Source organism: Serratia sp. TSA_198.1, assembly GCF_052686505.1.
The window spans coordinates 358,061-383,764 of record NZ_JBQZFP010000002.1; the positions used below are offsets into that span (position 1 = coordinate 358,061).

A 25,704-nucleotide genomic window follows, 5' to 3' on the forward strand; every position below is an offset into this window, starting at 1 on the left:
AGGTATCTGCGGCAGAATCGTTGTTAGCTGTGGGGGAAAGGGTGCCCCAACAATAAATCTGATCGTTAAAGGAGAACCGATGCGCTCACGTAATGCTTTGCTTATTACTCTGTTATCCCTGGGAATGTCTCATGCCGCCTGGTCGTCCACCGCTGCCGGCAATGCCAACAGTAACGTCAACAGCCGCGAAGTGGCCAGCGCACTCGGCGGCCTGAAGAACAAAACCTATGATCTGGAGCAGGCACCGAAGATCCGCATCGCCAGCTTCAATATTGCCGCCGGCAAGGTCAGCGACATGACCGCCATCGCCAAGGCGATCAAGGCGATGAACGTCGACGTGGTGGCGCTGCAGGAAGTGGATAAGCTCACCGGCCGCAGCGGGAAACTCGATCAGGCGGAGGAATTGGCCAAGCTGACCGGCATGCACGTAGCCTTTGGTCGGGCGATAGACTTTGACGGCGGTGAATATGGCCTGGCGTTTCTGTCGAAATACCCCTTGCATGACAGCAAGATTTATCCGCTGCCTTCCGGCCAGCGTGAACAGCGCATTGCCTTTAGCGCCCAGACCGACGTGCCCGAGTTTCCGGCGCCGATCACTTTGATCAATACCCATCTGGACACCAAGGAAGACCCGGCCATGCGCCTGGATCAGGTGCGTGAATTAAACGATCGCACCATCGAGATACGTGGCATCAAGCTGCTGTTCGGCGATATGAACGACGTGCCGGGCAGCGTCACCTGGACCGAACTGAGCCGTTACTGGAACGACATCATGCCCGCGGCGCAAGATGGCCGCAGCTGGCCGGCGGAAAATGCGGAAATCAAAGTCGATTATATCTTTAGCGGCAATGCCCAACGCTGGCATCTCGACAGCCTGACGGTGCCTAACGCCAGCGGCGACTGGAATGGCATTCACTGGCCTGCGGTCAGCGATCACCTGCCGGTGGTAGCCGAGCTGCGGCTGACCGAGCAGTAAAGGGCCCGAGTAAACGCGGGTTGGCGATTGACAGCCGCAAAGCCCGCTGGTTACTATCTGGCGATACAACCCAGGGTTCTGGGTTGCGTAGGCGTTCACGTAATCCAACGCGCTCGTTCTTGTTGCCTTTGGCAACGAGAGAAGAGAGCGTTGGAGTCATCTGGCTCTCTCTGTATTTCCCCTTTTGAGTGAGCAATCTATGTCATCTACGATTTCACATGCGGAGCCTTCCGCTAACAAAGCGCTGCTTTCGCTGACCTGCGCGATCTTTCTCACCTATCTGACTGTAGCTTTGCCGTTGCCGGTGATCCCGCTGTACGTGCATTTTGAACTGGGCATGAGCAACCTGATGGTGGGGGTCGCGGTGGGAATTCAGTTTCTGGCGACGGTACTGACCCGCGGTTACGCCGGTCGGCTGGCTGACCGCTTTGGCGGCAAACGCTCGGCGCGACAGGGGATGATTGCCTGTTCGCTGGCCGGCGTCGCCTATCTGGCGTCAGCGCTGCTGCCGGCGGCGCCAGAGATCAAATTCGCCCTGCTGATCCTCGGACGCCTGATTTTAGGCTACGGCGAAAGCCTGCTGCTGACCGGCACCCTGACCTGGGGTTTTGGTCTGGTGGGGGCCGCCCGCTCCGGCAAGGTAATGTCCTGGACCGGCATGGCGATCTACGGCTCGCTGGCGGCAGGCGCGCCTGTCGGCCTGATGTTGCATCAGCACTGGGGTTTTGTGGCGTTAGGCGTGTCTACTTTGCTGCTGCCGCTGATCGCCATGCTGCTCAATATGCGTGTCGCGGCGGTGGCGCCAACGCACGGTGAACGTCCTTCACTGTGGAAAATGGTGGGCAGCATTTGGCAACCGGGCGTAGCGCTGGCATTGCAGGGCGTGGGTTTTGCGGTGATTGGCACCTTTGTGTCGCTGTATTTTACCGCGAATGGCTGGGGGCATGCCGGCCTGGCGCTGACGATGTTCGGCGTGGCATTTGTGGTGATGCGTCTGCTGTTTGGCCATTATCCCGACAAGTTCGGCGGCATCCGCGTGGCACTGGTTTCATTGCTGATTGAGGCCTTTGGCCTGCTGCTGCTGTTCTCGGCCGCCACGCCGCTGATGGCGTTGGGTGGGGCGGCATTCACCGGCTTAGGTTGCTCATTGATCTTCCCCGCACTGGGCGTGGAGGTGGTGAAACGCGTGCCGCCGCAGGTGCGCGGCACGGCCGTCGGCGGTTACTCGGCGTTTCAGGATGTCTCTTACGCCATTACCGGCCCATTGACCGGGCTGTTGGCCACGTCGCTGGGCTATTCCTCGGTATTTATGGCCGGAGTGGTGTGTGCGTTGACCGGCGTGGCTTTCACGCTGTTGTTTGCGCGCAGCAACGCTAAGCGGGAATGATCCGGGCCAGCCGTTCGACGCCGGCACGGATCTCCCCCGGCGTCAGGGCGGCGAAACCCAACAGCCAGCCGTCGCGTCGCGCCTGCGCCGTTTGATACTGTGGCGCCAGCCCAGGCGTGATCACGCCCAACTGCTGCGCCTGGCGGGTGAGGGCGATTTCCTGGCCCGGCGGCAGCCAGACGCTGAGTTGCAATCCGCCACCTGCCTGCTGTGGGGTGGCATAATGCCCAAGCTTTTCCTGCACTTCCTGCAGCAAGTGGTCACGACGGCTGCGGTACAGCTGGCGCATGTAGCGGATGTGGGCGGCAAAATGCCCTTGATGGATGAATTCGGCGGTGACCGCCTGCATCAGTTGGGCGCTGTGGCCGTCGTAAACCGTACGTGCGGTGGTAAAAGGTTCCACCAGGGCGGGCGGCACCACCAGATAGGCCAGCCGCAGAGAAGGGAAAAGCGCTTTGGAAAAGGTGCCTAAATACAGTACGTTGCCCTGGCGATCCAGCCCCTGCATCGCCGGCATCGGCTGACCGTCATAGTGAAATTCACTGTCGTAATCGTCTTCAATAATCCATGCCCGCTGCCGCTGGGCCAACGCCAACAGTTGGAGTCGCCGTGCCAGGCTCAGTGCCACGCCGGTGGGATAGTGGTGTGAGGGCGTCAGGTAAATCAACTGCGGCCTGGGTAACTGCTCATGTGGTTGCATACCGGCGTCGTCCACGCTGACCGGTACCAGCTCTGCACCTGCGCTGGTAAAGGCGTTTCTGGCACCGGCATAACCGGGGTCTTCCATCCATACCTTGTCGCCGCTGTCCAATAGCAGGGCGGCGATCAGCTGTAGCGCCTGTTGTGAACTGGTCAGCACCACGACCTGTTGCGCGTCGCAGTTGACCCCGCGCGCCTGGCTAACGTAACCGGCAATGGCCTCACGCAGCGGCAGGTAACCCTGAGGGTCGCCATAGCGCATCAGGTTTTCTCCCCGCAGGCGCAATTGCTGAGCGGTGAGCTGCTTCCACAGCTTTAACGGGAAGGCACGCAGTTCCGGTGAGCCGGCGGCAAACGGCAGCGGTTGCTGTGGATCGCGGCAGCCACCGGTTTGCACGATTTGCCGGCCACGTGATGACAAGCGAGGCTCGCCCGTGATTTTGCGGGCTGAAGGGGACTTCACTATGTCTATCGCCACAAAGGTGCCCTGGCCAACCCGCCGCTGCAGATATCCCTCGGCCTCCAGCTGGCTGTACGCCGCCTCGGCGGTCACCCGCGAGACGCCTAAATCCCCGGCCAGAACCCGTGATGAGGGTAACCGCTGCCCACGGCTCAGCGTTCCGTTATGAATAGCGCGGCGCAGCGTGCCGCAAACGCGTTCACGCAAGGTGCCTGCGTCCTGTTCCGGCCGTTGGAAAAGCGAGATTAGTGCACGGGTCATAATGGGTCTTGTCTTGTGGCAAGAATGGGTATCAATCATAAGACCAAAATCAGGCAATATTGTCATTAGTCTCATCCACAGGAGTGAATTTTATGGCGGCATCTTCATTGGTTTTGGCATTTCCCCCTGAGCCGGCGACGCAAAGCCTGGATTATCTGGCGGCGAAATTGAGTTATTACGCGGACGCATGGGATGTGGCGGAAGATCTGCGCAACGGCGTCAGCGAGATCCTGGTGATAGATACTCGCGCGCAAGCCTTGTATGCGGCCGGGCATATTCCCGGTGCTATCAGTTTGCCGCATCGGCTGATGGACGAGGCCGGCACGGCGCATCTGGATCGCAATAAAGTCTATGTCACCTATTGCGACGGCATCGGCTGCAACGGCTCAACCAAGGGGGCATACAAGCTGGCGCAACTGGGATTCAGAGTGAAGGAGCTGATTGGCGGGCTGGATTTCTGGAAACGCGATGGCCATCCATTGGCCACCGGTGAGCAGCCGGGGTCGCTGCGGGGCACTGCAGCAGGGGAAGACTGCGGCTGTGCCTGATGGGTTAAAACACCAGCGCCAAGACCACCGCCAGTACCAGAATCAGCAGGATAAACGCCACTGCCGGCTTGTTCAGCGCCTTTTGCAGCGGTTGAGGCAGCGCGGCGATCAACGGATTGAGCAACGGCTGCGGTTCGGCAGGGCCGCCGGCGATCGGCTGAGTGGGGCCGGTTTTTTCAAGACGGCGGGCAAACAGCTGGTTGATGGCATCGCTCATCTGCGGGTGGGTGAGCGGTGCACTGGCGTTGCAGTTGAAACGTGACTGGCAGTAGTCATTCAACTGTTGTTGTTCCTGTGGGTCGGCCGGTTGTTTAAGTACGGCCAACAGGCTGTTCAGCGTCGGTGCGGACTGCGGACTAAGCGCCACTTTGACCTGCAAAAACTGGTTTAGCAGTTGGAAATGGCGAGCCGGTAGCGGGTCGTTGGTTTTTACCCCGGCCAGATCAAACAGCGTCTGCCAGATCTTGATCGGCGACTCGCCGGTAGCGGCGCTGAGTTTGGTCACCTGCTGTTGCAGGTTTTGGTGCTCGGCAGGCAGTAACGGGCGATCGCTGGTGGCGGTCTGCTGCGGATGAGGAATGGCCAGGCTGCCGGTCTGCAACAGGTTCAACACCTGCTGCAATTGCGGATGGCTCAATTGGCTCAGCACTGTGTGGCCAAACTGCTGGCGAATAAAATCGCTGACGGCCTGGCGGTTATTGCCCTGCGGCAACAGTTCGGTGAGTTGCTGAAGCAACTGGCGGCTGGCATGGCTTTGCTGCACCTGGTTCAGGCGGTTTTGCAACAGTTGCTCGGCCGGCTGGAAATGGCGAGCCAGCAGTTCGCTGCTATTATGGTCTGCCCCGAGATCGTGACGCAGCGTGGCCCAGATTTCTGCGGACTTGGCCGGGCTGAGCGCCATGATCTTAACGATCAACTTCTCCAGCGTAGTGCGTTGCGCCGGAGAGAGCGGGCTGTCGTCGGTGGTTGTGGTTTTGCCCGGGTTCGGAGGGCGATCGCTGGCGATCGGGGTGCCCGGTCCACTCAAAGGTTGCATATCACCAGTCCTTCGCTGTGTATCCCCTTCTTACTTGAGGTTGCAGCTGCGTTGACTGTGCAATCTCACCCGAATCACTTACTGAGTCATCGGGATTCACTTGCTTGCCGCCTTGCCGCAACCCCAATTACTTTGGGGAGAGAAAAATCGTCGTACCCGGCGAAAAGCGCAGGTGTACCTCCATGATACCTGTAAATGGCCGCTACCAATACCGCCCTCAGACATTTCTTTACAGGCAAAATGATTGCTAATCACGTCTGCGCCGCTAAGATAAGCCCAGACTTGGCATTGAGGGCAGCATGGTTAAACAGCAGCGGATTGCGAAATGGTTTTTATGCCTGGCTTGCCTGGTGGTGCTGACCTGCATGACTCAACGCATGGCGGGCCTGCATGCGTTGCAGCAGGCGATGGGCCTGCCCGTTGCCGGTGCCGCAACCTCCGCCCCCGATGACGACGCTGCACTGCAGCCCAAGCCCTGCGAACTGAGCGCCAAATCTCTGTTGGCTGCGCCGCCGGTGATGTTCGAAACCCTGCTGTTCGGTCTCGGCCTGCTGTTGGTGCTGTTGGCACCCACCGTGGCCGCGCGTCTGCGTATTCCCCCTCCCAGAGTGATTTCTCCCACGACCCTCAGGGTACACCTCCGATTATGCGTATTCCGTGAATGAGTTAATCGCCCGTCCTTTTTGGTGATTGACTCATTTATGGAGAAAAAACATGTTGAATATCATCAGGTCGGCGCTTGCCTGCCTGTTAATGCTGTGGCTGCCCGCCTTGCAGGCGGCAGACAGCGGCTGGCTGCAAAGCCCGGCCAACGATCACGCCAAAGTGCGGCTGCGCGCCGACACGTCGCACCCTGGGGAGACCCGGCTGCTGCTGGCAATAGAGTTGCAACAAGGCTGGAAAACCTACTGGCGTTCACCCGGCGAAGGCGGTATTGCGCCCGCGATAAGCTGGCAAGGCAACCCGCCGCCGGCCACCTGGTTTTGGCCGACGCCGCAGCGTTTTGACGTAGCCGGCATTTCCACTCAGGGATATCACGATCGGGTTGAACTGCCGATAGCGATAAAGGGAGCCGTACCGCCTCAGCTGGCGGGCACCCTGACGCTGTCTACCTGCAGTAACGTCTGCATCTTGACCGACTATCCGTTCAGTCTCGATCTCGGCGCGCCGCCAGACGCGCAGTTTAACCATGACTTTGCTCAGGCGATGAGGCAGGTGCCGATAGCCGATGGCCTGGTTGACGGCATTAAAGCCGGTTATCAGCGTGGGGAACTGCAGATCAGCGCCGAGCGCACCGCCGGCTGGCAACAGCCCGAGTTGTTCTTCGATACGCTGGAGGATGCCGATCTCGGCAAACCGCAGATCGGCACCGACGGCAGTCGGATGTTGGCGCAGGTACCGGTCAGTGATGGTTGGGGGGATACCGCACCGGACTTGCGCGGCAAAACCCTGACGTTGGTCATCAGTGACGGCGGCATCGCGCAGCAGGTTCAATTGCCGATTGGCGGGCCGCTGGTTTCTCCGGCGGCGGCTTTCCCGCTGTGGCAGGCGGTGCTGATGGCGCTGGCCGGTGGCCTGATCCTCAACCTGATGCCCTGCGTGCTACCGGTGCTCGGCATCAAACTGGGCTCGATTTTGCAGGTAGAACTGCGGGATCGGCGCAGCATCCGGCTGCAGTTTCTGGCTTCGTCATTGGGTATCGTCGCCTCGTTTATGGCGTTGGCGTTGCTGATGACGGCGCTGCGGCTGAGCAATCAGGCGCTCGGTTGGGGCATTCAGTTTCAAAACCCGTGGTTTATCGGCTTTATGGTGCTGGTAACGTTGTTGTTCAGCGCCAACCTGTTCGGCCTGTTCCACGTGCAGCTTTCCTCTTCGCTGAATACCAAACTGGCGACCCATAACGGGCACGGCCTGAGCGGGCATTTCTGGCAGGGCGCTTTTGCCACCTTGCTGGCGACGCCCTGTTCGGCGCCCTTTCTTGGCACCGCCGTGGCTTTTGCCCTGGCCGCGCCGCTGCCGGTGCTGTGGGGCATGTTTGTCGCGTTGGGGATCGGTATGAGCCTGCCGTGGCTGCTGATCGCCGCCTGGCCGGCGCTGGCGCTGCGTTTGCCGCGTCCGGGGCGTTGGATGAACGCGTTACGGTGGGTAATGGGGCTGTTGATGCTGGCCTCTTCGCTGTGGCTGCTGAGCCTGATGGTGAATCATATTGGCGCCACCCCGACGCTGGCCCTGGGCGGCATGGCGCTGCTGGCTCTGCTGTTGGCGGTATGGCGACGACATGGCGTGCGCCTTGCTGCCGGATGGGTTACCGGCATGCTGGTGCTGTTCGGCGTGGCGTTGTTGGCCGGTTCGCTCACTGCCGGGTTGTGGCGTCAGCCGTTGCAGGACAAGGTGCGCTGGCAACCGCTGAGCGAGCAGGCGATCACCCAGGCGTTGGCCGAGCGTAAGCGGGTGTTTATCGACGTCACTGCCGACTGGTGCGTCACCTGTAAAGCCAATAAATTCAACGTACTGTTGCGTGATGATGTGCAAAAAGCGCTGAATGCCGAAGACGTGGTCGCTCTGCGGGGTGACTGGAGCCGTCCTTCTGCCGAAATCAGCGCCTTCCTGCAACGGCGCGGCAGCGTTGCTGTGCCTTTTAACCAGATTTATGGCCCCGGCAGCCCAGACGGTGTGGTGTTGTCCCCGCTGTTAACCCGCGATGCCGTGTTGCAAACCCTGTCCGCCGCCAAAGGAAATTCACAATGAAAAAGTTACTGATGTTATTGATGCTGATTGCCGTTCCTGTCTGGGCCGCCGCCCCCTTTACCCCAGAGCAGGAGTTGCGCATTAAGGAACTGATCCGCGAAACCCTGGTGTCGAACCCGGATATTCTGGCGCAGGCGGTCGATGCCTGGCAGCAGCAGACCGCCGGCCAGCAGATCGATCAGGCAATTAAGCAAAACGCCAAAGCTTTGTATGAAGACCCTGCCAGCCCGCGTCTGGGGGCCGACAACGCCAGGCTGACGCTGGTGGTGTTCACGGATTACAACTGCCCGTACTGTAAGCGTTTTGATCCGATGCTGGAAAAAATCGTCAAACAAAATCCGGAGGTAGCGCTGGTGGTGAAACTGCTGCCGTTCAAAGGCGAAAGTTCGGTCAGCTCTGCGCGTGTCGCTCTAACTGCCTGGCAGCAACATCCGGACCAGTTTTGGGCGTTGCACCGGCGGCTGATGGCGAAAAAGGGCTTCCACGACAGCGCCAGCATCGCCGCCGCCCAGCAGAAAACCGGGGTGAAAGCGGTGGCGCCGAGTGAGCTGAGCATGACCACGCTGCGCACCAACATGGAACTGGCGGAAAAACTGGGGGTGCAGGGAACGCCTGCGACGCTGATTGGCGACCAGATGCTGCCGGGGGCGGTATCTTACGAGGAATTGGAGGCGATAGTGAAACAGCAACTGGCGAAGGCCAAAAATGGCTAAGCTGCGGCGCTGGGGGCGCGAACTCTTGATCCTGCTGCTGATTGTGCTGGCGGTGGTGATGGCGATGGACTGGCTGCGCGCACCGCAGGCACCGGCGGCTTTCGATGCGCAGGCGTTGACCACATTGAGCGGCGAGAGGGTTTCACTCGCGCAGCTCAGCCGGGACAAGCCGCTGCTGGTCTATTTCTGGGCCAGTTGGTGCGGCGTGTGCCGCTTCACCACGCCGTATGTTGCCAGGCTGGCGGAGGAGGGGGGCAATGTGCTGACCGTGGCGCTGCGTTCCGGTGACGATCTGCAGGTCGAACAGTGGCTGGCGCGCAAGCGGCTGACACTGCCGGTGGTTAACGATCCGCACGGCGAGCTGTCGGCGCAGTGGCAGGTTGGCGTCACCCCGACGCTGGTGGTCATTTCCCAGGGCAAGGTGGTGCAGAGCACCACCGGCTGGACCAGCTACTGGGGAATGAAACTGCGTCTGTGGTGGGCCGGGCGGTAAGCCCCGGTCTATTTGGCGGCGATGACCTCATTAATCGCCCGGCAGAGTCGGGCGATACCTTCTTCAATCAGCGGCGGCGTATTAGCGGCGAAATTCAATCGCAGGCCATGCGTACCACGTTGTTCCTGAGCATAAAAACACTCTCCGCGTGCAAAGGTGACGCCGTGGCGCCAGGCCACCGGCATCAACGTTTCGTTGTTAACCGCAGCGGGCAACGTTAGCCAGATAAACAATCCGCCCTCGGGCGTTTCAAAGTGGCAGCCGTGCGGCAGATGCTGCTGCAATGCCGTTACCATGGCGTCGCGGTGCTGGCGGTAGATCCGCCCGGCACGCCGCAGCTGTTTGTCATAGCGGCCAATGGTGACAAAGGCATCCAGCGCCCGCTGGATCAGGTTGGAGCTGGTAAAGCTGTCGACGTGTTTTAACCGCGCTACCCGCTGATATTGCTCACTGTCTGCGACCAGGTAGCCGATGCGCATGCTGGGCAGCAGCATTTTGGAAAAGGTGCTGACATACATCACCGCGCCCGGCTGCGCCTGCGCCCGCAGTGACGGCAAGTGTTTGCCGTTGTAGCGCAGGTCGCCGACAAAATCGTCTTCCAGTATCAGCACCCCGGCATGTTGAGCCAGCGCCAGCAGGCGTCGGCGGCGGGCTTCGCTCATGCAACGCCCGGTCGGGTTATGAAAGTTGGGGATGGTATAAATCAGTTTTGGTCGGTGCTTTTCCAGCAGCGCCGGCAGGTGTTCAACCCGCATGCCGTGTCGATCGCTGGGGATGGTGACGATATTGATCCTGTGCAGGCGCAGTAGCCCCAGCGCTTCGGCGTAGGTGGGTTCTTCGACGATCACGGTATCTCCCGGCTCAAGCAGGCTTTGCACAATCAGGCTGATGGCGTGCTGCGAGCCGTTGGTGATCAGCACCTGCTCCGCTTGGGTGGGGATGCCTTGGGCGGTGAGGATCCGTCCCAGCGTATCGCGCAGCGGGTAGTAGCCGCAGTATTCGCCATAGCCGAAAGCTTCTTCCGCATGGCGGCTGAGCACCGACAGCAATATCTTGCGGAATTCTTCCTGGGGAAAAACCTTCGGGCTGCCGACGCCGGCGGCAAAGTTGATGATGTTATCCGGCAGCGGCGTGTCGGGGTAGCCGTCCAGTCGCGAGGTCAGCGTGGTGAAACGCTCTGCCGGGAACGGCGTATCGGACGTCGGTTGCGGTTGAGCAGGCCGCGCGCCCGGATGCAGGACGTAGGCACCGCTGCCGCGCCGCTGGCGCAGAAATCCTTTGGACGCCAGTTCGGCGTAGGCATTGTCGACCGTCAGCCGACTGACGGCCAGTTCGGCTGCCAATGTGCGGGTGGACGGCAGTTTGTCGCCATCGACAAAGACGCCGCTCAGTATCGCCCGCCGCAGCGCCTCTTCAATTTGCAGATACAGCGGGACATCCTGCTGGCGGTCTAACGGGATATGCATGGGAATTGGCTCGGTCAGGGGCAATGATTTTTACTATACCTCATGGCTATCGGGCTTCAAGCGGATAAAAGTGGCCTGCATAACAATCGGGGAAAGTGGCTCTGGCGACAAAATCTCGCCGCGTTAGAATTCCTGCCTGAGTCCGTTATCGCAGTTTTTGAGGGTGTCATGTCATTACCGTCGGGTATTTCAGCAAGGCCGGTTTTCCCCGGTGCGCGTATTTTGCAGGGCAGCAGTCAGGGGTATGTCATTGCCATCGTCAGCGCCATGCTGCTGGCCTTTACCGCCATTATTATCCGTGTGCTGACGGAGCATTATCACTTGCCCACCTTTGTGCTGGCCTTTTGGCGTGCGGCATTGGTTGCCCTGGTGTTATTGCCGTTGTTGTTGCTGCTCAAACCCGAATGGGCGCGTTTGCAGCCTGCGCAGGTGCCTTTTTATGCCTGTTATGGCCTGCTGCTGGCGGTGTTCAACAGCCTGTGGACGCTGTCGGTAGCCTTGAATGGCGCTTCTGTGGCGACCATTCTTACTTACTGCTCGGTAGGTTTTACCGTATTTCTTGGCTGGGTGATGTACAGCGAACGGCTGAACCTGCGCCAACTGCTGGTGATTGTGGTCAGCCTGGGCGGCTGTTTCCTGGTCAGTAACGGCGACAGCCTGGGCAATGCCCATTTCAACCTGCTGGGGTTGTTGATCGGCATGTTGTCCGGTATCGGCTATACCCTGTACACCCTGGGAGGGCGCGTAGCCACGGAACGGCGCTATCCGGTGTGGAATACCATTTTGTATGTGTTTGGTTTTTCGGCGGTTTACCAATGGCTGTTCAACATCGCGCTGACGCTGTTTCCCCTGCCGGCATTTCAGGGCATGACCGGCTCTTTGTGGTTCCTGTCCCAGGGGGCGCAGGGCATTGAATGGAGTGGCTGGCTGTTGCTGGTGATCCTGGCCGCCGGGCCGACGCTGCTGGGGTTTGGCCTGTACAATATCAGCCTGAAGACGTTGCCGCTGGCGGTTGCAAACCTGATTTTGTCGCTGGAGCTGGTGTTCACGGCGGTCATTGCCTATTTTCTGCTGGGGGAAAACATGAACCGGCTGCAACTGCTGGGCAGCGCGCTGGTGATGGGTGGGGTGTTGATGCTGAAGAAGAAGACGGATCAGGCCTGATTTGTTACCCTTATGCCTCGCTGGAGAGGCAATCATGACTAACAATCCAAGATTAAAAAAGGCGATCATCGCTTAAACAGGCCGTGTTGAGTGAACGAAAACACGGCCACAGATCTCGTTCCGTGGCTCTTGCAACCAGCAAAAGAGAAAGCGCCATGTCTGAAAAACACTGGTCCAAAACAGAACTGCTGCACCAAACGGTGACCAATCCCAATATTATCGTCAAGGGAACCCACAGCTATTACAGCGACTGCTGGGATAGCGGTTTCGAACGCTCCGTCGTGCGTTATTTACACGGCGACGCGGTCAGCCAACAGTGGCCACCGTTGGGGCCGATAGACAAATTGCTGATCGGCGATTATGTCTGCATAGCCGCCGAGGCGGTGATCCTGATGGGCGGCAATCATACGCACCGTATCGATTGGCTGAGCCTGTACCCGTTTATGGAGAGTATCCAGGCCGCTTATCAGCCCAAGGGCGATACCCGGTTGGGCGACGGCTGCTGGATAGGCATGCGGGCGATGCTGATGCCGGGCGTCACTATTGGCGAAGGGGCGGTGGTGGCCGCAGGCAGCATAGTGACTGCGGATGTCGAACCTTACGCCATCGTGGGCGGCAACCCGGCGCGGCCGATCAAGCTGCGATTTGCTCCGGAGACGATCGCACGGCTGCTCGCGTTGCGCATTTATGATTTGTCGGCGGAGGATTTTGCCCGCGTGCAACCTTGGCTGGCCGACAATGATATTGCCGCCCTGGAACGGGCGATAAACGACATTAAGCGTTAAAACTGAAAAGGGCGGGGTAATCTCCCCGCCCACTATACTTACTCGGCTTTGGCCGTTTCTTCCACCCTGCGGCGTTTTCGCACTCCGCGCAGCAACAGCGGCAACACCAGCACCGCTACCGCCAATACCAGCAGCGTTTGCGCGATACCGCTGCTCCACAGGATGCCGAAATCCCCGTTGCTGATAGACAGCGCGCGGCGCAGGTTCTGTTCCAGCATTTCACCCAGCACGAAACCCAGGATCAGCGGCGACATCGGGAAGTGCATTTTCCGCAAGATATAACCGAACACGCCCAGTCCGACCATCAACAGCAGGTCAAAGGTGGTGCTGTGCACCGCATAAACGCCCACCGCAGACACGGCGGCAATCGCCGGTACCAGGAACCACAGCGGGATGGTCAGCATGCGGGTAAACAGGCCGACCAGCGGCAGGTTCATGATCAGCAGGATCACGTTGGCAATCAGCAACGCGGCGATCAGGCCCCAGACAATGTCCGGCTGCTCGGTGAACATCGCCGGGCCTGGCGTGATGTTGTACAGCGTCAATGCGCCCATCATCACCGCCGTGGTGCCCGAACCCGGCACGCCCAGCGTTAGCATCGGAATGAACGAGCCGCAGGCCGAAGCATTGTTGGCGGCTTCCGGCGCCGCGACGCCGCGAATATCCCCTTTGCCGAAGGTCTCGCTGTTGCCGCTGATTTTCTTTTCGGTCATATAGGTGAGCGCACTGGCGATGGTGGCGCCGGCACCGGGCAGGATGCCGACGAAGAAGCCGATCACCGAAGAGCGCAGCGTCGGGCCGACGCACTCTGCGGCCTCTTTGCGGTTAAACAACAGGCGACCGGTTTTACGCACCAGCTTTTGTCCGCCGCTGGTGCTTTCCAGCATCAGCAGGATTTCACTGACCGAGAACAACCCGATCACCACCACGATAAACTGCACGCCGTCGGAGAGATGCACGCTGTCGAAGGTGAAGCGGTAAACGCCGGTGTTGGCGTCTACGCCTACCGTCGCCAGCCCCAGTCCAATCAGCGCCGCCAGCAGCGACTTCAGCGGGTTTTGGCTCATCATGCTGCCCAGACAGGCGATGGCGAACACCATCAGGGCAAAGTACTCCGCCGGACCGAACGCCAGTGACCAGCGCGCCAGCAGCGGGGCGAACAGAATAATGCCGCCGATGGCGATCATGGAACCGACGAAAGAGCTGACCGCCGAGATCGACAACGCCACGCCGGCGCGGCCCTGTTGTGCCATCGGGTAGCCGTCCAGCGCGGTCATGATCGCCGCCGCGTCGCCGGGTACGTTAAGCAGGATGGACGAGATGCGGCCGCCGTATTCGCAGCCGATATAGACCGTCGCCAGCAGGATCAGCGCGGACTCGGCCGGCAGCTTGAGAGCAAACGCCAGCGGCAGCAGAATAGCCACGCCGTTGATCGGCCCCAGCCCCGGCAGCAGGCCGACAATGGTGCCGACGAAGCAGCCAATCAGTGCGATAATCAGGTTCTGCGGCACCAGCGCCACCTCGAACCCTTGGGTTAAATACATCCAGGTTTCCATCATCGCCCCCGTTAGCTCAGCCAAACGCCGAGTGGCAGTGTTACATCGAGTAATTGGTCAAAGGCGTAGTACAGCGCAACGCCCATCACCACGCCGGAGACCGCTGCCGCAAGCAGGCTGGCCTGGAACAGCAAGCCAATACTGAAGGTCAGCAGTGCGGTGGCCAGCGGAAAGCCCAGCCATTCGAAGCCCCAGGCGTACAGCACCAGCGTAATCACCAGCACCAGCAGGCGTTGCATTACCTTGTTGTGCGGCCATTCGACGGCCTGCGGTTTGTTCAGCAGCAGCAGTGCCGCGCACAGCGACATCAGGCTGAGGATGGCCAGCGGGAAGGGGCGCGGCCCCAGCGGTTCATAGCTGTATTCGCTCTGAATGCCCCAGCCGATAAACAGGCCGCCGATACACAGCAGCAACCAGAAACCGGCAAAAATGCGATCGCTCATGGTATTTCCCCCGGTTATTTAGCCAGGCCGAAGACTTTGGCCTGCTCGCGGTACTGATTGACCTGGTTTTTCACGTAGGCATCCAGCTCCTTGCCGGCCAGGTTGAATTCAAACAGGCCGCGCAGGTCGCGCTGCTTTTTGAATTCGTCAGTTGCCATCATTTTCTTGAAGGTGTCGAGCCACCACTGGTATTCCTCTTCGCTGACCTTCGGGCCAACGTAGAAACCGCGGATGATCGGCCAGATCAGATTGAACCCCTGTTCTTTGGCGGTCGGCACGTCGGCTAACTGGCCCGGCAGACGCTGTTCGGAGTACACCGCCAGCACGCGAATTTTGTCACCTTGCAGGTAGGGCACCATTTCGCTCAAATCGCCGGACACTGCCTGAATATGGTTACCGAGCAGCGCGGTGACCGGCTCGCCACCGCCTTCGAACGCGACGTAGCGCATCTTGTGAGGATCGACCCCGACCTCGCGCGCCAGCAGGGCGGTTTTCATCCAGTCCTGGCTGCCGATCGACGCGCCCGCGCCGAACACCACGCTGTTGGGATCTTTCTGGAAGGCGTTCATCAGCTCTTTGAGGGTTTTGTACGGCGAGTCGGCGCGCACGGCAATCATGCCGTAGTCGGTACCGACGGCGGCCAGCCATTTCACGTCATCGACGTTGTACCGGCCGAACTTCCCTTGCGAAAGGTTGAGCAGGGAGCCGCCGGAGAAGGCCACCACGGTGCCGAATTCCGCAGGGCGTTGGGCGACGATGGCGTTATAGGCCACCGCACCGACGCCGCCGGGCATATAGGTAACGCGCATCGGTTTGTCGATGGCTTGGGTTTCTTGCAGCGACACCTGAATCAGTTTGCAGGTCAGATCAAAACCGCCGCCGGGCTTGGCGGGGGCGATGCATTCGGTGCGTTTCGGCGCTTCTACGGCAAAGGCCTGATTGGCCGCCAGCAGCAGGGCGGTTGCAGCCAGAGTACGGGTGATTGTTTTTTTCATTGCTTTCCCCAAGGTATTTTCTGTCGGTGTGAATCCCCGCCGATACGGGTTGCTGAATTGTTAAATCAACAACCTTTCATTTACCTTTCAGTCGCGGGGAAAGTTTACAAGATGTGATACGCGTCTCCTGTCCGGGGCCAACCGCCGGTGCGCTAGCACATACGGCGTGGCAAGAACAGCCCGTAAACCTGGCTTAAAACATGTGTAATGTCAGTTTTGTTGCGTTGCTCTTGGGGTAAAATAATAAAAAATAAAATTATTACGGACGCATTATTATGTTTTTACTCGGGAAATTATTCGGTGGCAGGGACAACGCCAAGGTGAGCGCTATCAAGATGTTGCCGGCGGCTTATGCTGAAATGATTGGGGAGGCGGGGCATTGTCGGCTAAAACGCCTGCGCCCGGAGATCGGCGTTTTTGAACTGCATTTTTCTACGGCCAACGGCGAAAAACATGCCTGCCAGATGACTGCCTGCATCACCGGCGTGGATATCGTTTTTGCCGCCAATAATCGCTCCGTGCTGGTTTCTCCGCCGTTCAGCCCAGCCAAAGTGCGGCCGGCGCTTGATATCGCCTTGGCCGACAGCGGGCTTCCATGTTGAAATAAACCGGGTGCCGCCAGCACCCGTTGTTCTATACCGTAATTGTGTACCAGCTCCCAAAACGGGCTCTGCGCCACCCTTCTATCACGCCGCCTTCCATGCCATCCTGCTGTTATAAACATGTTAACAAGCGATATGTCGTCTCCTGACGATATGGCGCTGTATTCATCCTGCTTGTACAGAGAAATCAATGGAATGGAAAAATGCGGCTGTTATTGGTAGAGGATCATCCCGAGTTATCCCATTGGTTGCAAAAGGCGCTGACCGGCGCCGGTTTTGCCGTGGACATCGCGCCGGACGGGTTGGCGGCCGACCATCTGTTGTTAAACGAACGCTATGCGCTGGTGGTGCTGGACGTAGCGTTGCCGCGCCTGAATGGCCTGGATCTGCTGGCCCGCCTGCGCAAGCGCGGCCAGGACCTGCCGGTGTTGCTGTTGACCGCCAGAACTGACGTTGCCGATCGGGTCAAAGGGCTGAATCTGGGCGCCGATGACTATCTCACCAAACCCTTTGAACTCGATGAGCTGGAAGCGCGCATTCGGGCGCTGCTGCGCCGCAGCGTCGGCGTTACCCAGCAGGCGCTGCAATATGGCGCGCTGACCTATCACGATGAAGGCTATTTTCAACTGGACGATAAACCGCTGTCGCTAACGCCCCGCGAGTTGGCGGTGCTGACTGCCCTGATCCACCGGCGCGGCCGGCCGGTCGCCAAACAGCAGCTGTTTGAACAGGTGTTTACCCTGTCCGACGAGGCCAATCCGGAGAGTATTGAGCTGTACGTGCATCGGCTGCGGAAAAAGTTACAGGGCAGCAACGTGGCGATCGTCACTCTGCGCGGTCTGGGCTATAGCCTGGAGCTCTGCAATGAGGTGGTTTAACGCACCGCGCTCCCTGTTTTATCAACTGCTGCTGTTTTTCGGTTTACCTTTGCTGGTGCTGGGCGGTATCTCCATTTACACCCATTACTTTAGCGCCATGAACGCCGCCACGCTGGCTTACGATCGCACGCTGCTGGCATCGGCGCGCACCGTGGCGGAGCGGCTGGTGGTGCGCAACGGCCGCCTGGAAGTGGATGTGCCTTACGTGGTGCTCGATAGCTTTGAGCGCAACATGAACGATCAGCTCTATTACGAAGTGATCTCTCCGCAGGGAAAAAGCATCTCCGGTTACGACGATCTGCCGCCCATGCCGCCGCATATCCTGCGCTCCAGCCTGTATCCGGCGCTGGTGCATTTCTATGACGCCGAATACAGCGGCCGGCCGATCCGCGTGGCTGCGCTGTACCAGCCGGTCAATGAATCGGGCGTCATGGGCATGGCGACTATCCTGGTGGCGGAAACGCTGGAGTCGCGCCGTTACCTAGCACGGCAGATGATGCTTTCCGCCTTGCTCAGCCAGGGGACCGTGGTGGTGCTGACGATGATTCTGGCCTTCGCCTTGCTCAAGCGAGTGCTAAAGCCGATGCGCAAGCTTTCCGGCATCATGCTGCGGCGCGATCCGGGCGAACTGACGCCGTTACCGATGGTGTTGCCCTGGTCGGAAATGCAGCCTCTGCTGCTGGCGTTCAATCGCTATATCGAACGGCTGCGGGTAATGGTGGCGCGTCAGGAGCGTTTTAGCGCCGACGCCTCTCATCAACTGCGCACGCCGCTGACGGTGCTGAAAACTCAGGTGGGGGTGGCGCTGGCCAGCGATAAGCCGGAGCAGTGGCGGGAAAGCCTGGCGGCGATGAGCGTCACGCTGGATAACACCGTGGCGCTGACCGATCGCCTGCTCTATCTCTCGCGGCTTAAAGCCCATGAACATCATGCCGATCGCAAGCTGCAACCGGTGAATCTGGCGCAGGTACTGCGCGATGCCTGTTTTTCGCGTCTGCCGCAGGCGCGCAGCAAGCGCATTGATTTAGGCTATGAAGGGGAGTCGGTATGCTGGGTCGGCGGCGAGGCGCTGTTGCTCACCGAGTTGTGCGCCAATCTGCTGGATAACGCGCTGAAATACGTGCCGAATCAGGGCGTGGTCACCGCGCGTCTGACGCTCGATAAACTGGCCGGGGAGTGCGTGCTGGAGATAGAAGATAACGGGCCAGGCATTGCTCAGCAGGATACCGCGCAGGCGCTGCAACCCTTCCACCGGCTGGATAACGTGGGCGATCAGCCCGGTGCCGGGTTGGGGTTGGCGCTGGTCAGCGACATTACCCGCTATCACGACACCCGCCCGGAGCTGTTGACCTCGGCCGCGCTGGGCGGCCTGCTGGTGCGGGTGCGTTTTCAGCTGTTGCCTTAGGACTTCACTTCGGCCGCTGGTTTTTTTTCCTTGCGCCCTAACGGCGTGCGCAGACGTTGCGACAAAATTACGCCCAGCAGCGTGACGCCACCGCCGATCAAATGGTAGCTGTGCAGCTGTTCATGCAGGAACAGCACGGCGATGACGGCGGTAAAGACCGGCGACAGGTTCATAAATATCGACGCAGTATTGGCCCCGAGGCGCATCACGCCCTGGATCCACAAGAAAGGCGCGATGATCGAAGCCGGGATGCCGGCGAACAGCACCAGCGGGATATTCTGGCTGTTCAGCCCGACATCCTGCGCCATCAGAAAGTTGGGCAATAACAGCACGACACCGAACAGGATTTGCACATACAGCGCCTGCCAATTAGGCAGAGCAATCATCCAGCGTTTGGTCAGCACGCCGTACAGCGCATAGGACGCGGCGGCGGCGAACATCATCAGTTCGCCCTTGCCGATGCCATGTTGCAACAGCTCGCCTGGATGACCGGCGCTGACCAGCCAGATCAATCCGCCGAAGGACAGCACGCTGCCGATCGCCACGCCGACGGTCGGTGCAATGCGCAGCAGTACGATGCTGATCAGAATGGTCAGCAGCGGGATCAGCGACACAATGATACCCATAAACAGCGCGCTGACGCTGTGCGCCGCATAGTAGGCCAGGCTTTGGTACAGCACCATGCCGAGCAGGCCGAGGATCAGCAATTTCCACCCGTTGGCGCGCACCTCCCGCCAATTGCGGATCACGCCGGGCAATACGAACGGGGTCAGGACGATCAGCGCCAGCAGCCAACGGTAAAACGAGATGGCGGCCGGATCGATTGCGGTGGCGGAGAGTTTGCTGACGACGGCGTTAACCGACCAGATCAGCACCGCCAGCAGCGGGAAGAGCATATTCACGATGATTATTCTCAATAACGACGGACATGCTGGCTAGTCTACTCGTGTCCGGTTTATTATATATAGCGATATACAGACAATATTTTGTGTCAACAAGACAAATCACGGTGTGCAACCATGTCAGAAATCCGTCACTTTCCTGAAGCCTTGATCCCGGCGCCGCGCCCGGTGCAATTTCGTTGCGAGGAGTTTAATGCCCGCACGGAATTCCAGCCGCACAGCCACCCTTGGGGGCAACTGATGTGGGTGAAAACCGGGGTGATGGTGATGAAGGTCGGCAATCAACGTTTTCTGGCGCCGCCGGAATTTGTGCTGTGGGCGCCGGCGGGGATCGAGCACTCCTGCTACAACCAGCGGCAGGCGCAGTGCCGCATGGTGGATATCATGCAGTCGCTGTGCGTCGGGCTGCCGGCCGACCCCTGCCTGGTGAGCGTGACGCCGATTTTCCGTGCCATCGCCGAAGATTTTTACGCACGCAAACAATACATCCCGCATGACAAACAGGATTTGCGTCTGTGCCGGGCGCTGATCGATCAACTGCATCTGTCGCCGGTCCAGCAAACTTATTTGCCGTCGTCCGAAGATAAATTCCTGGCGCCGGTGCTGGAAGCGCTGGAGCATTGCCCGTCGGACAACACCTCGCTCGCCGTCTGGGCCGCCCGGGTCTATACCACCGAACGCACCCTGTCACGCCGTTGCCGGCAAGAGCTGGGCATGTCATTCAGTGAGTGGCGCCAGCGGTTGCGTTTCCTGCATGCCGTTTCGCTGCTTGAACAGGGCAAAACCGTGCAGAACGTCGCGCTGGAGGTGGGATACAGCTCGGCCTCGGCGTTTATCGTCATGTTTCAGCAAATCGCCGGCAGCACGCCCGAACGCTTTCGCCGGGCCTGATTCGGTGGCACACTCTTTCCCAGATAATCTCTTCATACTTGACGCTGCCTCTGTGTTGGCTGCGAGCACTCGCCCCAGTCACTTACTTGAGTAAGCTCCTGGGGACTCCTGCTCTTGCCGCCTTGATGCAACGCCAATTATTTTGGGGATAAATAGTCGCAAATCGTCGGAGCAACAAGTGAAAATCCTGGTTGATGAAAATATGCCGTACGCGGCTGAATTGTTCAGTCGTTTGGGGGATGTGCAGGCGGTGCCTGGCCGCCCGATCCCGCGTGATGCGCTGGCGGATGCCGATGCGCTGATGGTGCGTTCGGTGACTAAAGTGAATGAAGATCTGCTGGCCGGTACTCGCATCGGTTTCGTCGGCACCGCCACCGCCGGTACTGACCATGTGGATGATGCCTGGCTGAAACAGCAGGGCATCGGGTTTTCCGCAGCGCCAGGCTGTAACGCCATTGCGGTAGTGGAATATGTGTTCTCTGCGCTGATGCTGCTGGCCGAACGCGACGGTTTTCAGTTGCGCGACAAAACCGTCGGCATTATTGGTGTGGGCAACGTAGGTTCGCGCCTGGATGCCCGCCTTAAAGCCTTGGGCGTCCGTACGCTGCTGTGCGATCCGCCGCGCGCAGAACGTGGTGACGTCGGTGAGTTCTGGCCGCTGGAAAAACTGGTGGCGGAAGCCGATGTGCTGACGTTCCATACGCCGCTGAATAAATCCGGTCCCTATCGCTCGCTGCACTTGGTTGACGCCGAGTTGCTGGCGGCGCTGCCCGACAACCGTATCCTGATCAATGCCTGCCGTGGCGAGGTGGTGGATAACGCCGCGCTGCTGTTGGCGCTGGAGAAAGGCAAAAAGCTGAGCACGGTGCTGGACGTTTGGGAACCGGAGCCGGAGCTTTCATTACCGCTGCTGGCGCGGGTGGATATCGGCACTGCGCATATTGCCGGTTACACGCTGGAAGGCAAGGCGCGGGGCACCACTCAGGTGTTCGAGGCCTTCAGCCGCCATGTGGGGCAGCCACAGCAGATTGAGCTGGCCTCGCTGCTGCCGGTGCCGGAATTCAGCCAGATCCAGTTGAACGGGCCGCTGGATGAAGGCAAATTAAAACGATTGATGCACTTGGTGTATGATGTGCGCCGCGATGATGCACCGCTGCGCAAAGTGGCTGGGCAAGCGGGCGAATTCGATCGCCTGCGCAAGCATTATCAGGAGCGCCGTGAATGGTCCTCATTGCGCGTCCAGTGCAATGACAGTGCCAGTGCGGAACTGCTGCACAAGCTGGGCTTCAGCGTGCTGTAAGGGGCCGGCATCCGGCTCCTTGCCTAAAAGGCATCGCGCCCAATACGTAAGGTTGCCTTAAGCAATCGCCGCTATAATAGGCGGCAAAGGATTATCGGGCGGTGGCAACACTGCCCGTCTGCTTTTTAAATGAATACTCTGGAGAAACCCAATGTCTGACGGCTGGAATATCGCTCTGCTTGGCGCCACTGGCGCGGTAGGTGAAGCGTTGCTGGAATTATTACAGGAACGTCAGTTCCCGGTGGGCGAACTCTATCCTTTGGCCAGTGAACGCGGCGCCGGGGCAACGGTACGCTTCAACGGCAAGTCGGTGCTGGTGCAAAAAGCGGAAGAATTTGACTGGTCACAGGCGCAACTGGCGTTCTTTGTCGCCGGTACCGAGGCGGCGGCCCGCTATGCGGAAGACGCCGGCAACATGGGTTGTCTGGTGATCGACACCAGCGGCCTGTTTGCGCTGGAGCCGGATGTACCGCTGGTGGTACCTGGCGTTAACCCGCAGGTGCTGGCGGACTACCGCAACCGTAATATTGTCGCCGTGGCCGACAGCATGGTCAGCCAACTGCTGACGGCGATCAAGCCTTTGACCGAGCAGGCCGGGCTTTCCCGTCTGCACGTCACCACCCTGATGTCGGTATCGGCACGCGGCAAAGTGGCGGTGGACGATCTGGCCGGCCAGAGCGCGCGCTTGCTGAACGGCATTCCGGCCGAGCCGGGCGTTTTCGCCAAGCAACTGGCGTTCAACCTGCTACCGCTGCTGGCCGACGAGCAGGGCAGCGTGCGCGAAGAACGCTTGATTGTCGATCAGGTGCGCAAAGTCCTGCAGGACGAAGGGCTGCCGATTTCCGTGAGCTGCGTACAGTCGCCGGTGTTTTACGGCCACGCGCAAGTGGTTCACCTGGAAGCGCTGCGCCCGATCTCTGCCGAAGAAGCGCGCAGCGAGCTGGAGCAGGTGGATGATATCCAACTGAGCGAAGAAGACGACTACCCGACTCAGGTAACGGAAGCGTCCGGCAGCGATGCGTTGAGCGTCGGCTGCTTGCGCAATGACTACGGCATTCCTGAAATCCTGCAGTTCTGGTCGGTGGCGGACAACGTACGCTTCGGCGGCGCGCTGATGGCGATCGAAACCGCAGAGCGTCTGGTGCAGGAGCAGATGTACTGATGTCTGAAGTTGTCTTGCCCACCCAACCGAGGTTAAAAATCGCGCTGGGGATTGAATATGACGGCAGCCGTTATTACGGCTGGCAGCGTCAGCAGGAAGTCGCCAGCGTACAGGCCAGTCTGGAACAGGCGTTGAGCAAGGTGGCGAATGCGCCGATTAGCGTACTGTGCGCCGGACGTACCGACGCCGGCGTGCACGCTACCGGCCAGGTGGTGCATTTTGAAACCACCGCGCAGCGCAAGGACGCCGCCTGGACGATGGGGGTAAATACCCATCTGCCGCCGGATATTGCCGTGCGTTGGGTGACCGGTGTGGCCGAAGATTTCCATGCGCGTTTCAGCGCCACCGCGCGTCGTTACCGCTACATTATTTATAACCACCGCTACCGCCCGGCAGTGTTGCAGCAGGGGGTGACCCATTTTTATCACCCGCTGGATGCCGAACGGATGGAAAGGGCGGCACAGGCGCTGCTGGGCGAGAACGATTTTACGTCGTTCCGTGCCGTGCAATGTCAGTCGCGCACGCCATGGCGTAACGTAAAACACGTTAAGGTTACGCGCTACGGCGAGTATATCGTGGTAGATATTAAGGCGAATGCCTTTGTGCACCATATGGTACGCAACATTGTCGGCAGCCTGATGGAAATCGGCTGCGGCAATCAGAGTGAGAACTGGATGGCCGAACTGCTGGCGCTGAAGGATCGGAATCTGGCTGCGGCGACGGCGCGTGCCGAAGGGTTGTATCTGGTGTCCGTCGATTATCCTGAGCATTTTGGTTTGCCCCGGCCGCCAATGGGGCCGCTGTTTTTACCCGACGATTAGTTTTAGCTGACGATTAGACGCCGGCGCGCCCGACGCGTTGCTCCCTTGTACATCTGCCGGGTGGGTGAGACACCCGGTAAAAAGAGAGAATCTATGGACATCATCAAGTTTGTGATTGATTTTATTTTGCATATTGACGTGCATTTGGCCGAACTGGTCGCGCAATACGGCATGTGGGTCTATGCCATTTTGTTCCTGATCCTGTTTTGCGAAACCGGCCTGGTGGTTACGCCTTTCCTGCCGGGGGATTCTCTGCTGTTTGTCGCCGGCGCGCTGGCGGCGCTGCCGACTAACGATCTGAATGTGCATACCATGGTTGCGCTGATGGTCGGAGCTGCGATCCTCGGTGACGCGGTGAACTATACTATTGGCCGGCTGTTCGGCGATAAGCTGTTCAGTAACCCGAATTCGAAAATTTTCCGCCGCAGCTATCTGGATAAAACCCATCAGTTTTATGAAAAACACGGTGGGAAAACGATTATTTTGGCGCGATTTGTGCCGATCGTGCGTACATTTGCGCCGTTCGTCGCCGGTATGGGGAAAATGTCCTACCGTCATTTCGCTGCCTACAACGTGATTGGCGCGCTGGTTTGGGTGCTGCTCTTCACTTATGCTGGCTACCTTTTCGGTGATTTGCCGATCGTGCAGGAAAACCTGAAACTGTTGATCGTGGCGATCATCCTGGTTTCAATTTTGCCGGGCATCATTGAAATCTGGCGCCATAAGCGCGCGGCTGCCCGCCAGCAAAAACAGTAAAAACATCGCTTAACCTGTCGGTTCGACCAGTTTTTTATCCACAGTGTCGGGCCGATATGGTTTAATGAGCGACATTTATGGTCTGTTCCTGCGAGCAAACCCTGAAGCCAGTGCCTCGGTCACGCGTTTGTCGCGTTTCACTCGGGCACTTTTTCATTGGGTCTGTCTGCGGGGGGATTGTTAAAGCATGAACAGCGGACTGGCATGTGCCAGGTTCAAACAGAAAGGTCATCGATGAGCTGGATTGAACGAATTCTTAACAAGAGCAATATTACACAAACCCGTAAGGCGAGCATTCCTGAAGGGGTCTGGACCAAATGTGACAGCTGCGGTCAGGTTCTCTATCGCGCCGAGCTGGAACGTAATCTGGAAGTGTGTCCTAAGTGCGACCACCACATGCGCATGACTGCGCGCATGCGCCTGCATACCCTGCTGGACGAGGGCAGTGAGGTAGAACTGGGCAGCGAACTGGAGCCGAAAGATGTTCTGAAGTTCAAGGATTCCAAAAAGTATAAAGATCGTCTGGTTGCCGCACAGAAAGCGACCGGCGAGAAAGATGCGCTGGTCGTGATGAAAGGCACGCTGTACGGCATGCCGATTGTCGCCGCTTCTTTCGAATTTGCTTTTATCGGCGGTTCCATGTCTTCCGTGGTCGGTGCACGTTTCGTGCGCGCGGTTGAACAGGCGCTGGAAGACAACTGCCCGCTGGTGTGTTTCTCAGCCAGTGGCGGTGCGCGTATGCAGGAAGCGCTGATGTCGCTGATGCAAATGGCGAAGACCAGCGCAGCGCTGGCGAAACTGCAGGAACGTGGTCTGCCGTACATTTCGGTACTGACCGACCCGACCATGGGTGGCGTTTCCGCCAGTCTGGCTATGCTGGGCGATATCAACATCGCCGAGCCGAAAGCGCTGATCGGCTTTGCCGGCCCGCGCGTTATCGAGCAGACCGTGCGTGAAAAACTGCCGCCGGGCTTCCAGCGCAGTGAGTTCCTGATTGAAAAAGGCGCCATCGACATGATCGTGCGCCGTCCGGAAATGCGCCGCACTCTGGCGAGTATCCTTTCCAAGCTGACCAACCAGCCGCAGCCGCATTTCGATGAGGCGGAGCCGGTAGTCGCACAGGAAAATCAGGCCGACGCCTGAGGCCGATAAATCACCCGCGCAGGTGCAAGCCCGCGCGGGATTCAGCCGTCGTTTTGTGGCTAAATGCCGGCTGATATGCCCTATGAATTTCACGTTGCGGTCAACTCGCTGCAG

25 protein-coding genes are annotated in these 25,704 nt (G+C 59.2%); 18 read left to right on the plus strand and 7 right to left on the minus strand.

What is annotated here, in order from left to right; all coding sequences use genetic code 11:
- Positions 1 to 79 precede the first annotated feature (79 nt).
- Together ACUTSW_RS13085 and ACUTSW_RS13090 are read left to right on the plus strand one after the other, a co-directional pair.
- The gene (locus ACUTSW_RS13085) at positions 80 to 976 is read left to right on the plus strand and encodes an endonuclease/exonuclease/phosphatase family protein (RefSeq protein WP_062868125.1); all 897 of its coding nucleotides are present in this window, start codon (positions 80 to 82) and stop codon (positions 974 to 976) included.
- A 199-nt stretch (positions 977 to 1,175) separates the two neighbouring features.
- Positions 1,176 to 2,363 (plus strand): MFS transporter, encoded by a 1,188-nt coding sequence (locus ACUTSW_RS13090; protein WP_445584603.1) that lies wholly within the window; start codon positions 1,176 to 1,178, stop codon positions 2,361 to 2,363.
- Here ACUTSW_RS13090 and pdxR (ACUTSW_RS13095) read toward each other — a convergent pair.
- The gene (pdxR, locus tag ACUTSW_RS13095; protein WP_445584604.1) at positions 2,350 to 3,783 is read right to left on the minus strand and encodes a MocR-like pyridoxine biosynthesis transcription factor PdxR; all 1,434 of its coding nucleotides are present in this window, start codon (positions 3,781 to 3,783) and stop codon (positions 2,350 to 2,352) included. The two genes, ACUTSW_RS13090 and pdxR (ACUTSW_RS13095), sit on opposite strands and share 14 nt — an antisense overlap.
- Positions 3,784 to 3,875: 92 nt before the next feature.
- Here pdxR (ACUTSW_RS13095) and ACUTSW_RS13100 point away from each other — a divergent pair, with 92 nt between their 5' ends.
- The gene (locus ACUTSW_RS13100) at positions 3,876 to 4,331 is read left to right on the plus strand and encodes a rhodanese-like domain-containing protein (protein WP_445584605.1); all 456 of its coding nucleotides are present in this window, start codon (positions 3,876 to 3,878) and stop codon (positions 4,329 to 4,331) included.
- Between the two features lie 4 nt (positions 4,332 to 4,335).
- Here ACUTSW_RS13100 and flk read toward each other — a convergent pair whose 3' ends face one another.
- Positions 4,336 to 5,367: a flagella biosynthesis regulator Flk gene (gene flk, locus ACUTSW_RS13105; protein ID WP_062868122.1), complete on the minus strand. Its 1,032-nt coding sequence runs from the start codon at positions 5,365 to 5,367 to the stop codon at positions 4,336 to 4,338.
- 299 nt (positions 5,368 to 5,666) lie between these two features.
- Here flk and ACUTSW_RS13110 point away from each other — a divergent pair, with 299 nt between their 5' ends.
- The 4 genes from ACUTSW_RS13110 to ACUTSW_RS13125 are packed head-to-tail and all read left to right on the plus strand — an operon-like array spanning position 5,667 to position 9,321.
- Positions 5,667 to 6,032 (plus strand): copper resistance protein, encoded by a 366-nt coding sequence (locus ACUTSW_RS13110; RefSeq protein WP_073441027.1) that lies wholly within the window; start codon positions 5,667 to 5,669, stop codon positions 6,030 to 6,032.
- 49 nt (positions 6,033 to 6,081) lie between these two features.
- Positions 6,082 to 8,115 carry a protein-disulfide reductase DsbD family protein gene (locus tag ACUTSW_RS13115; RefSeq protein WP_445584606.1) on the plus strand — a complete coding sequence of 678 codons (2,034 nt, stop codon included), beginning with the start codon at positions 6,082 to 6,084 and terminating at the stop codon, positions 8,113 to 8,115.
- The gene (locus ACUTSW_RS13120) at positions 8,112 to 8,828 is read left to right on the plus strand and encodes a DsbA family protein (protein WP_445584607.1); all 717 of its coding nucleotides are present in this window, start codon (positions 8,112 to 8,114) and stop codon (positions 8,826 to 8,828) included. The genes ACUTSW_RS13115 and ACUTSW_RS13120 overlap by 4 nt, the downstream gene beginning before the upstream one ends.
- A complete protein-coding gene (locus ACUTSW_RS13125) occupies positions 8,821 to 9,321 on the plus strand; it encodes a protein disulfide oxidoreductase (protein ID WP_062868118.1) in 501 nt (166 codons plus the stop codon). The genes ACUTSW_RS13120 and ACUTSW_RS13125 overlap by 8 nt, the downstream gene beginning before the upstream one ends.
- A gap of 8 nt (positions 9,322 to 9,329) precedes the next feature.
- Here the strand turns inward: ACUTSW_RS13125 and pdxR (ACUTSW_RS13130) are convergent, their stop codons facing one another.
- Positions 9,330 to 10,787 carry a MocR-like pyridoxine biosynthesis transcription factor PdxR gene (gene pdxR / locus ACUTSW_RS13130; RefSeq protein WP_445584608.1) on the minus strand — a complete coding sequence of 486 codons (1,458 nt, stop codon included), beginning with the start codon at positions 10,785 to 10,787 and terminating at the stop codon, positions 9,330 to 9,332.
- A gap of 168 nt (positions 10,788 to 10,955) precedes the next feature.
- Between pdxR (ACUTSW_RS13130) and ACUTSW_RS13135 the strand changes: the two genes are divergently transcribed.
- Complete coding sequence (locus tag ACUTSW_RS13135) at positions 10,956 to 11,951, plus strand: DMT family transporter (protein WP_445584609.1); 996 nt, start codon at positions 10,956 to 10,958, stop codon at positions 11,949 to 11,951.
- 155 nt (positions 11,952 to 12,106) lie between these two features.
- Positions 12,107 to 12,736 carry a CatB-related O-acetyltransferase gene (locus ACUTSW_RS13140; protein ID WP_445584610.1) on the plus strand — a complete coding sequence of 210 codons (630 nt, stop codon included), beginning with the start codon at positions 12,107 to 12,109 and terminating at the stop codon, positions 12,734 to 12,736.
- Between the two features lie 38 nt (positions 12,737 to 12,774).
- Here the strand turns inward: ACUTSW_RS13140 and ACUTSW_RS13145 are convergent, their stop codons facing one another.
- From ACUTSW_RS13145 to ACUTSW_RS13155, 3 genes are read right to left on the minus strand one after another with little or no spacing between them, the layout of a single operon-like run.
- Positions 12,775 to 14,292: a tripartite tricarboxylate transporter permease gene (locus ACUTSW_RS13145; RefSeq protein ID WP_004947387.1), complete on the minus strand. Its 1,518-nt coding sequence runs from the start codon at positions 14,290 to 14,292 to the stop codon at positions 12,775 to 12,777.
- 11 nt (positions 14,293 to 14,303) lie between these two features.
- On the minus strand, positions 14,304 to 14,735 hold the full coding sequence (locus tag ACUTSW_RS13150) for a tripartite tricarboxylate transporter TctB family protein (RefSeq protein WP_004947383.1): 432 nt from the start codon (positions 14,733 to 14,735) through the stop codon (positions 14,304 to 14,306).
- A gap of 14 nt (positions 14,736 to 14,749) precedes the next feature.
- Complete coding sequence (locus tag ACUTSW_RS13155) at positions 14,750 to 15,730, minus strand: Bug family tripartite tricarboxylate transporter substrate binding protein (RefSeq protein WP_063201259.1); 981 nt, start codon at positions 15,728 to 15,730, stop codon at positions 14,750 to 14,752.
- Between the two features lie 275 nt (positions 15,731 to 16,005).
- Here ACUTSW_RS13155 and ACUTSW_RS13160 point away from each other — a divergent pair, with 275 nt between their 5' ends.
- The 3 genes from ACUTSW_RS13160 (at position 16,006) to ACUTSW_RS13170 (ending at position 18,615) form a co-directional block, all read left to right on the plus strand.
- The gene (locus tag ACUTSW_RS13160) at positions 16,006 to 16,332 is read left to right on the plus strand and encodes a hypothetical protein (protein WP_063201256.1); all 327 of its coding nucleotides are present in this window, start codon (positions 16,006 to 16,008) and stop codon (positions 16,330 to 16,332) included.
- 203 nt (positions 16,333 to 16,535) lie between these two features.
- Complete coding sequence (gene tctD, locus ACUTSW_RS13165; protein WP_013813917.1) at positions 16,536 to 17,210, plus strand: transcriptional regulator TctD; 675 nt, start codon at positions 16,536 to 16,538, stop codon at positions 17,208 to 17,210.
- On the plus strand, positions 17,197 to 18,615 hold the full coding sequence (locus ACUTSW_RS13170) for a sensor histidine kinase N-terminal domain-containing protein (protein WP_445584611.1): 1,419 nt from the start codon (positions 17,197 to 17,199) through the stop codon (positions 18,613 to 18,615). Before tctD ends, ACUTSW_RS13170 begins: the two co-directional genes overlap by 14 nt.
- Here ACUTSW_RS13170 and ACUTSW_RS13175 read toward each other — a convergent pair.
- The gene (locus ACUTSW_RS13175) at positions 18,612 to 19,511 is read right to left on the minus strand and encodes a DMT family transporter (protein WP_445584752.1); all 900 of its coding nucleotides are present in this window, start codon (positions 19,509 to 19,511) and stop codon (positions 18,612 to 18,614) included. The two genes, ACUTSW_RS13170 and ACUTSW_RS13175, sit on opposite strands and share 4 nt — an antisense overlap.
- 123 nt (positions 19,512 to 19,634) lie before the next feature.
- On the opposite strand from ACUTSW_RS13175, the gene ACUTSW_RS13180 reads away from it, so the two are divergent.
- The 6 genes from ACUTSW_RS13180 (at position 19,635) to accD (ending at position 25,590) form a co-directional block, all read left to right on the plus strand.
- Positions 19,635 to 20,408 carry an AraC family transcriptional regulator gene (locus tag ACUTSW_RS13180; RefSeq protein WP_062792094.1) on the plus strand — a complete coding sequence of 258 codons (774 nt, stop codon included), beginning with the start codon at positions 19,635 to 19,637 and terminating at the stop codon, positions 20,406 to 20,408.
- Between the two features lie 178 nt (positions 20,409 to 20,586).
- Complete coding sequence (gene pdxB / locus ACUTSW_RS13185) at positions 20,587 to 21,708, plus strand: 4-phosphoerythronate dehydrogenase PdxB (protein ID WP_062868112.1); 1,122 nt, start codon at positions 20,587 to 20,589, stop codon at positions 21,706 to 21,708.
- A 151-nt stretch (positions 21,709 to 21,859) separates the two neighbouring features.
- On the plus strand, positions 21,860 to 22,870 hold the full coding sequence (locus tag ACUTSW_RS13190) for an aspartate-semialdehyde dehydrogenase (protein ID WP_004947358.1): 1,011 nt from the start codon (positions 21,860 to 21,862) through the stop codon (positions 22,868 to 22,870).
- Complete coding sequence (gene truA, locus ACUTSW_RS13195) at positions 22,870 to 23,691, plus strand: tRNA pseudouridine(38-40) synthase TruA (RefSeq protein ID WP_004947355.1); 822 nt, start codon at positions 22,870 to 22,872, stop codon at positions 23,689 to 23,691. The genes ACUTSW_RS13190 and truA overlap by 1 nt, the downstream gene beginning before the upstream one ends.
- A 93-nt stretch (positions 23,692 to 23,784) precedes the next feature.
- The gene (locus tag ACUTSW_RS13200) at positions 23,785 to 24,447 is read left to right on the plus strand and encodes a DedA family protein (protein ID WP_006317062.1); all 663 of its coding nucleotides are present in this window, start codon (positions 23,785 to 23,787) and stop codon (positions 24,445 to 24,447) included.
- A gap of 234 nt (positions 24,448 to 24,681) precedes the next feature.
- Positions 24,682 to 25,590 carry an acetyl-CoA carboxylase, carboxyltransferase subunit beta gene (gene accD, locus ACUTSW_RS13205; RefSeq protein WP_004947349.1) on the plus strand — a complete coding sequence of 303 codons (909 nt, stop codon included), beginning with the start codon at positions 24,682 to 24,684 and terminating at the stop codon, positions 25,588 to 25,590.
- Positions 25,591 to 25,704: the final 114 nt, after the last annotated feature.